The sequence below is a fragment of the Skermanella sp. genome, from assembly GCF_059503625.1.
In genome coordinates this window covers 1-3,747 of the sequence record NZ_JCACHA010000133.1, presented here as the reverse complement: position 1 = coordinate 3,747, position 3,747 = coordinate 1, and the positions used below count along the sequence as shown (strand labels likewise).

Here is a 3,747-nt window from a genome sequence, read left to right as displayed (position 1 = left end):
TGGCGGCACCCGACAGCGGCGGACAAGCCGTAGAAGAGATGGACGTAGAAGAGATGATCGCGCAGGTCGCCAGGGTGGACGCTGGCGGCATCGAAGGCATGGCGCGGGGCGATGCGGATGCCACGAAAGCGGTGCCGGCATCCCGAATGACCTGGGAGTCTGCCGCTCCCCAACTCGATCCCTTCGGTAATGAGATGGTTCCAGTCTTCGACTCGGCATATTCCGGCCGTGAACCGGTTCGGTAAGGAAAATCAAGGAAGCCCTTCGATCGCGCCGATTACTCCGCTATTCGGTTAACGGGTCTGGACATTCGCAGTAGAGACGCCACGAGCGTTTAAGCTGGTTGTTCTACACTCGAAGGGCTGGCAGGCTACGACGCCGCCTGCCGTCCTTCTTCTGCCAATGCCGGAATGATCGAATGGAACGGAAACATTACCTGGATCAGCTTAGAACTTTTCTGATGTTCCTGGGTATTCCCTACCATGCAGGCATGATCTACTCCGCCAACATCGACTGGATCGTCTTTTCGGTCGAGACCTCCTTCATTTTGACCTGGGTGTTCCAGTTCACCCACACGTTCAGAATGCCGGCCTTCATGATCATCTCCGGGTTTTTCGCCATGCTGATGATCGGGAAGCAGGGCGAAGGCGTCTGGCTGAAGAGCAGGTTCATCCGGCTAGGCGTGCCCCTGATCAGCGTGGCTCTCCTGGTCAACCCCTGGCAGATGCTGGCGGGCGCCATTGCCGATCATGGTCTGCCGAACGCCTGGCAGGACTGGCTGGCGAGGCTGTCTTCTCCGGGCGGACACTGGATCGAGCAGTTATGGTTCCTTGGCGATCTGCTGATCTATTCATCGCTGCTTGCCCTGGGGTGGAGATACGGTAGCAGGCTTCGGCTCGGCCGCGTGTCCGACAGGGTGCTGGACCTGATCGGCCACGATTGGAAAAGCGCCGTGCTGGCGTTGATCCTGACCAGTGCCGGCGTTGTCGGCGCAGCGACCATCGGCTGCATGCTCGACGTCAACATCCTGTTTTCGGGCATGGTGCAGTCGATACGGACGGTGGCCTTCGCTCCCTTCTTCGTTCTGGGCGCCGCTCTTGCCTATCGCCCGGACTGGCTGGAGCGATTCACCACGATCCACTTGCCGTCATGGTGCGCGGCAGCCGTTGCATGCCTGATCCTGACGTTGGTGGAGCCGAGGGGGGAGCCGGTCTCCAAGGCGGCAAGCTACTTCCTGACGCCCATCGCCGGCATCCTGTCCGCCCATGTCCTTCTCTGCGTCGCCCGGCGGTGGTTCAATCGTTCGACCGCCCTCACCAGGAAAATGGTGGAGGCTTCGATGGTCGTCTACCTGTTTCACATGATGTTCGTCTGCTGGTTCGGGCTGGCTTTCACCTATGTCGAGTGGCCTGTCCTGGTCGAGTTCGTTGCCATAGTCGTCGCGGCCATGGTGGCGTCGTTCTGCGTTCATGTCGTGGTAAGCCGAAGCGAGACGCTCAAGTTCCTGTTCAACGGAGTCATCCGTGGCGGCCGTTCGGGAGGGCCTTCCCTAACGCCGCGTCTTCAGGGCGGGCGTTGAGAAACGCCGGGATGCGGCACGCTCCAGCCTAGGGCTTCGGTCCTGCCGGCGATCTCTCCCAGGCTCAGCGCGGCACCCTCGGAGAAGGGGGCGGCGGGGCCGATGTCTTTGACGCATAGCGTGGCAAATGCTTAACCCCGATAAGGAGTTTTCAGGCTGTTGTTTCGAGCTGATAGCGGGGCTGAAGGTTGCGCTTTGGCTTGATCGGGTTGATCTGGGACTTGGTCAGTTTCGCCGGCAGATAGCGGTCATGGCGTTGTGAGCTTGGCTATGCCGAAAGGTTCCGCCGGATGAGATCGGGGAGCCAGGGCACGCGCTCGGCGTCCGGGATTTTGAGTCTGGCGCCCAGGTAGTTCCAGAACGAAACGGCGAGCTTGGAGCAGGTTTTCAGCAGACTGAGAAAGGTGTCCCGGGCCTGCTTGCTGGCTGCGGAGCGGGTCTCGCCGGAGATCCTGCGTTTGGTGACGAAGCTGCCGACGTCGTTCTCCGAGCCGTTGGTATACCCAGAATCCGGTAGAATTCAGGAATTAGGTTTACAACCGTGTTGAATTTTGATTCGATCCGGTTATGGGGAAGGATTTTCTGAGTTCGGCGGATCGCGCCTATTTCCGAACGATGATGCGGCGTCAGATCAACAGCGCCGTGCATCGTCGGATGAATACCTTGCTGCTGCTTGACGCGGGCTGGTCGGTTTCCAAGGTGGCGGACGCTCTGTTTCTGGACGAGGGGACGGTGCGGGCGCATCAGGGTCTTTACCTGACGCAGGGACGCCAGGGGGTCGAGCGGCTGGACTACGCCGGCGGCCAGCCACTTCTGAAGCCGGCGGAACTGGCCGAGCTGAAGTCTCATGTCAGCGGGCAGCTTTACATGAGCGCCAAGGCTGTTGCGGCCTGGGTCGGGGGACGGTTCGCGGTGGACTACACCGGGAATGCGATGACCAAGCTTCTGAAGCGGCTGGGTTTTGTCTACAAGCTGCCCAAGCGGGTTCCGGCCAAGGCGTCGGCGCGGACACAGGCGGACTTTCTGGCGGAGACCCTGGACCCGTTGCTGAAAGCGGCGTCGGACGACGGGAAGCCGGGGTACTTTGTCGACGCCACCCATGCCGCCTATGACGCCCATGCTTTGTCGACGCCACCCATGCCGCCTATGACGCCCATGCCGCCTGCGGCTGGATATTGCGCGGGCAAACCCGCGAATTGAAGACCAATCACGGCCGGGTGCGGATCAACGTCAACGGCGCCTTGAACGCTGCGACGTGCGCGTTGATCCACCGGCAGGAAGAGCAGATCACCAGTGCTGCGATGATCGCCCTGTTCCAGGATCTGGAGACCGCGCACCCCGCTGCTGCGGAGATTGCCGTGATTCTGGACAACGCCCGCTACAACAGATCGAAGGAAGTGCGGAAATGGCTGGAGACCAGCCTGATCAAGGTGGTTTATCTGCCGCCGTACGCACCCAACCTGAATTTGATTGAACGCTTCTGGGGGTTCCTCAAGAAAAACGTCATCTGGAACCATTACTATCCGACATTCGCCGAATTCAAGGATGCGATAGAAAGGTTCCTCCAGAACATCGGCTCCTATCGAGACGACCTGCAAACCCTTCTATTGCATCGATTCCACCTTATCGGGAATTTCTAGCGCAGGAATTCTTGCGTCCACTGGGTATATGCAGCGGGATGTCTGGGCGGTCGAGCACAAGCAGCAGTTCGTCCTTGTTGGCCTGGGTTCGGGCAACGGCCTCGTCGAGGTCGGCGAAGCCGGTGACCCAGGTGACGATCCGATCGAACCGCTGCCTCAACGCCGTTCGGCGAGTGGCTGTGGGATCGTCTTTGTAGAGCTTGAGATCGGCGTAGAACCACCAGACCAGCTGACGCTGCACGGAGACCAGACGGTGCTGCTCGTCGGTCACGCAGACGATCCGGCGGAGATGGCGCTCGGCATGGATCCAGCACAGGGCGTGCTGGAAAACGTCGAACTGAACGGCATCATCGGAGATGATCACCGTGTCGCTCAGCAGGCCGCGGGCGACGATGGCGCCGACCATGGTGGCCTCGGTGACCCGCCGACGCTGACTGGCGCCGAGGCCGAAGCTGTCCAGGTGGGCACACCATGCCGGCTCGTCGGCAAAGCTCCGAGGTCCGGCGGCGAGCAGAGCGGCGACGATGG

General features: G+C 60.8%; 5 protein-coding genes. 4 read left to right on the top strand and 1 reads right to left on the bottom strand.

The window, feature by feature from the left end; translation table 11 throughout:
- From AC5JJ6_RS03595 to AC5JJ6_RS03580, 4 genes are all read left to right on the top strand, one after another.
- On the top strand, positions 1-245 hold a 245-nt coding region (locus tag AC5JJ6_RS03595; protein WP_496040733.1), incomplete at its 5' end, for a hypothetical protein.
- A 173-nt stretch (positions 246-418) separates the two neighbouring features.
- Positions 419-1,579 carry an acyltransferase family protein gene (locus tag AC5JJ6_RS03590; RefSeq protein WP_496040732.1) on the top strand — a complete coding sequence of 387 codons (1,161 nt, stop codon included), beginning with the start codon at positions 419-421 and terminating at the stop codon, positions 1,577-1,579.
- A gap of 663 nt (positions 1,580-2,242) precedes the next feature.
- Positions 2,243-2,779: a helix-turn-helix domain-containing protein gene (locus AC5JJ6_RS03585; protein WP_496040731.1), complete on the top strand. Its 537-nt coding sequence runs from the start codon at positions 2,243-2,245 to the stop codon at positions 2,777-2,779.
- A complete protein-coding gene (locus AC5JJ6_RS03580) occupies positions 2,755-3,219 on the top strand; it encodes an IS630 family transposase (RefSeq protein WP_496040730.1) in 465 nt (154 codons plus the stop codon). Before AC5JJ6_RS03585 ends, AC5JJ6_RS03580 begins: the two co-directional genes overlap by 25 nt.
- Here the strand turns inward: AC5JJ6_RS03580 and AC5JJ6_RS03575 are convergent.
- The coding region (locus tag AC5JJ6_RS03575) for an IS66 family transposase (RefSeq protein WP_496040729.1) at positions 3,203-3,747 on the bottom strand (545 nt) is incomplete at its 5' end. The genes AC5JJ6_RS03580 and AC5JJ6_RS03575 overlap by 17 nt on opposite strands.

Bases quoted from the DNA above. Each gene is read 5' to 3' on its own strand.
- AC5JJ6_RS03590 (WP_496040732.1), top strand. From the start codon at position 419: ATGGAACGGAAACATTACCTGGATCAGCTTAGAACTTTTCTGATGTTC.